The organism is Nitrospira sp. BLG_2 (assembly GCF_049222245.1).
The window spans coordinates 1-3809 of sequence record NZ_JBLYIG010000506.1 but is presented as its reverse complement, the minus strand read 5'-3'; the positions used below and the strand labels follow the sequence as shown (position 1 = coordinate 3809).

Annotated in this window: 5 protein-coding genes; 2 read left to right on the top strand and 3 right to left on the bottom strand. The window is 55.2% G+C overall.

Annotated features, from left to right (window positions below):
- Positions 1-257, bottom strand: a 257-nt coding sequence (locus ACOSYY_RS13725; protein ID WP_421663081.1) for a class I tRNA ligase family protein, incomplete at its 3' end; no start/stop codon positions are given.
- Between the two features lie 255 nt (positions 258-512).
- Complete coding sequence (locus ACOSYY_RS13720) at positions 513-1658, bottom strand: response regulator (protein WP_421663079.1); 1146 nt, start codon at positions 1656-1658, stop codon at positions 513-515.
- Between the two features lie 137 nt (positions 1659-1795).
- Here ACOSYY_RS13720 and ACOSYY_RS13715 point away from each other — a divergent pair, with 137 nt between their 5' ends.
- Positions 1796-2521 (top strand): HAD-IA family hydrolase, encoded by a 726-nt coding sequence (locus ACOSYY_RS13715; RefSeq protein ID WP_421663077.1) that lies wholly within the window; start codon positions 1796-1798, stop codon positions 2519-2521.
- Here the strand turns inward: ACOSYY_RS13715 and ACOSYY_RS13710 are convergent.
- On the bottom strand, positions 2501-3235 hold the full coding sequence (locus tag ACOSYY_RS13710) for an SIR2 family NAD-dependent protein deacylase (protein ID WP_421663076.1): 735 nt from the start codon (positions 3233-3235) through the stop codon (positions 2501-2503). The genes ACOSYY_RS13715 and ACOSYY_RS13710 overlap by 21 nt on opposite strands.
- Before the next feature lie 90 nt (positions 3236-3325).
- Between ACOSYY_RS13710 and ACOSYY_RS13705 the strand changes: the two genes are divergently transcribed.
- Positions 3326-3809, top strand: a 484-nt coding sequence (locus ACOSYY_RS13705; protein ID WP_421663074.1) for a ketopantoate reductase family protein, incomplete at its 3' end; no start/stop codon positions are given.

Genomic DNA, 3809 nt, shown 5'->3' with positions numbered 1-3809 from the left:
TGGTCGGTTCCGGGGAGCCAGAGGGTATTCCGTCCCTGCATGCGCCGCCACCGGATCAGAATATCTTGGAGCGAATGATTAAGCGCATGGCCGACATGAAGCGATCCCGTGACGTTCGGCGGAGGGATGACGATACAATATGGTTGGCCTGGTTGATCCGGTGAAGCGTGGAAGTATCCGCGCGCAATCCATTCACGCGACCATCGAGTTTCGACGGCTTTCGGATCGTAGGCTTTTTCGAGTTGGAATGGAGCCATTGAATTAATTCCCAAAGTGAGGTCGGCATCTTAGCATGTCTACGTTGTTCGGAAAATGGCATCAGTCTCTGCTTGTGGCCTTCTGAGGCATGTGCTATACAGTCGCCCACAAGCAGATCATTAGACACATTGCAGCAGGAGGACTATGGCACGAGGTCGTGAGAAGGATCGGAAAACGCGGAAGAAACACCGAAAGAATGTCAAACGAGTGAAAGCTCTGGCCAAAGCTCGACGAGGGAAGCGGGGCAAGAAAAGTTAGGTCTGAGGAGGATGTGATGCTTCTTCAGTTTCGATCAGACGTTTGAGTTCGGCCTTGATATGCTCCTCGGCGATATCAGGCACGATTCGCTGAACGGCCTGTTCGACGGTTTGTCCAACAGTCGCTCTCACCAAGTCATCCGTTAATAGCGGGGCCTGTTTCAGTACCGCACGTTGAAGCTCATCTTTGACCAACTCCTCGACCGATCCCAGCTGTTCCCGCACCGCGGCGGGTAAGTATCGATGAATGCCGGATTCGACCTGATCCTTGACCAATCGATCGACGCTCTCTCCGAGGGCAGCTTTGCTCAGATCGCACAAGGTTTGCCGGATAAGGGGCTCACTGACCTCGAGTTCTTTTCTAATAAGGGCTGGCAATGCCTGAGAGATCAGGGGGTGAATGATCGTTGCGAGATATTCGTGAGAAAGGATGCTTCCGAGTTGTGCTTGCAGTTCCTTCTGAACGGCTGGTTGGACATGGGTCCTCAATTTCTCATCGACCACGTGAGGAAGCAGTCGGGCGAGACTCTGCTGGCTTCGTGTATTCATCGATTGCAAGAGTTGGTCGAAGAGCCCCTTCATGGCATCTTCTGGAGCAGCAGGGGTGGCCGGGGGCGTCACTGATGTCCCAGGTGCGCTGCTTGGCTCGTCCATAAGCTCCTCTTCGCCGTCACCACTTGCCGACGAACCGATCGCCTCATCATCGGAGTCGGTTGAAGTCGAACTCGGCGGCCAGACGCGCCGTTTCAGGTTCTTGCCGTTCGAAGCAGCAGCCTGGTTCTGCTGAAGAGACTTCAGCACGCCGAGCAAATCCTCAGATTGAAACGGTTTCTTCAGGAAAGCTTTGACACCCAATGTGCGGAGGTGATTTTCGTCCGGACGATCAGCCGGATTCACCAACGAAATAAGATAAGTCTCCGTCAGGTTGTCCAGCTTGTTGATCTCCTTGCAAAACCCTGAAAATGTCATGTTGTCGAGATGGTAGTCAGCGATAATTAGTGATGGCGAACTCCGTCGAGCGGCCTCGAGGGCGGCGGGTCCGTCTTGAAATCCGACAACCTCGAACCCTTCCGGAGTTGAGATCTGTTCCACCAGCCGCCTCACTGCGGGGCTACTGTCCACGACAAAGATCGGCAAAGCCATAAAAACTCTCCCAACTTTTTGGTTTCTTCGAAGCTAGCAAGGGGGGTATTCTTTGTCAAGAAAACCATCGATAGGTGATTGGATTCACGATGTATTTCGGCACGCGCGGTTGCCGGAATACGACAGGGGAAACCATCATGGGATCATCGATCCGAGTGGTGTTTTTCGATGCAGCCGATACCCTCTTTCACGTGCATGGGTCGGTCGCTGAGATTTATCTTCGACAGGCAGTTGAATTCGGCTTTCCACAGAAACCGGATTCGTTGGAAGCCATCAAACAAGCGTTCAGCAGAGCGTTTCGCGAAGCCTCGCCGCCGGTCTTTGCCGCGGGTGAACCGGCACGAATCAAGCAAAGCGAACGGCTGTGGTGGTTCGATATCGTTCATCATGTCTTCTATCGTGTGGGCATGTTCGAGCGATTCGACGAGTTCTTCGATCAGGTGTTTCGTGTGTTTGAAGACCATCGAACATGGCGCTTGTTTCCTGAAACAGCTTCCACCTTGACTCGGCTTAAAGCGCGGAATTTGGAGCTCGGTATCATCTCGAATTTCGATTCCCGCCTGTTTGCCGTGATGCGGGGACTCGGGATCGCCGATGTATTCGATACGATGACGATCTCAAGTTTGACGCAAGCGGCAAAACCAGCGCCTCGGATCTTTCAGGTCGCGCTGGAGAAGCATGCCGTCGATCCGGAAGAAGCCATGCATATCGGGGATAGCCTGCGAGACGACGTGGAAGGAGCGACGAAGGCCGGGCTTCACGCCGTCCTGTTAGACCGAGAGGGAAAACAGCAGGAATCGGGCGTTCGAACCATAAAGAGCTTGGAGGAGCTGTTCCCACTTCTAGATCGGATCGAACAGTAACGGCACGAGGTCCTTCGCGCGCCCTTGCAGTGACACATCAACCAATGATGATTGTGGTGTGGAATCCGGATTGATCTCAGCGACGAATGCACCGGCTTCTTTGGCAACGGATGCGAACCCCGCGGCCGGATAGACGACGCCGGATGTGCCGATGACGAGCAAGACGTCGCAGTGTTGGAGTGCTCTGGAGCAGGAGTCCAGATCGACTGTACATAAGGATTCTCCGAACCAGACGATATGAGGCCGGAGCAGCGCTTCGCAACGGGGACAGGACGGGAGGAGGGGAACCGGCACATCGCGGTTGTCTTCCACCACGCCACAGCCGGTGCAGCGAATTTTCCAGATGTTGCCGTGAATCTCCGAGACTTTCTGTGAGCCGGCGTCTCGATGGAGCCCGTCCACATTTTGCGTAATCAGCCAAAAGTCCGGACAGCGGCGCTCCAGTTTGGCGATAGCTTTGTGAGCCTCATTCGGCTGCTTTGTGGCGATCAGCTCGCGCCGCCAGTTGTACCACTCCCACACGAGGCGCGGGTCCCGCTGGAAAGCTTCGGGTGTGGCGAGATCTTCCACTCGATAATTTCGCCATAAGCCGTCCGCTCCGCGAAACGTCGGCACGCCGCTGTCGGCCGAGATACCGGCGCCGGTGAGCACGGTGATGCGTCGGGCAGCGGCCAGTCGTTGTTTAACGATCCCAAGATTCGAACCGGACGCCATGATGTTTCCGACCTCCAAGAGCGGCTGCGTCGACGCGCAACCGCATGCTATAGTACGACCCGTTTCACAGGCAACCATGAGGATAAGCGCATGAGACAGATCATGATGGTCGGCGCCGGATCAGTCGGCGGAGTTTTTGGGGCGCGATTGGCCAAGAATAATCCCGACGTGTCGTTCTTGCTTCGGCCGAACACGCTGGCGGCGGTAAAACAAAATGGACTGACGATCCGCAGTGCCGAGGGAACATTTACGGTGAGGCCACAGGCAGCCTCGGATGCGCGGCGGCTTCCTCGTCCGGATCTCATTGTGCTTGGGGTGAAAGCCTATGATCTCGACGAAGTCGTGAACCAAATTGAACCGGTGCTGACCGAAAAAACCGTGATTCTCACCCTACAGAACGGGATCGATACCGAAGATCGTCTTCTTGCGCGACTCCAACGGGATTGCGTGGTCGGTGGCGTCGCCTATATCTATTCCAAAATTGCCGAGCCCGGCATCATCGAACATTATAAAAAAGGGGCTGTGGCCATTGGCGAACTCATGGGGTATGAAAGCGACCGGCTTCTTGCCATCC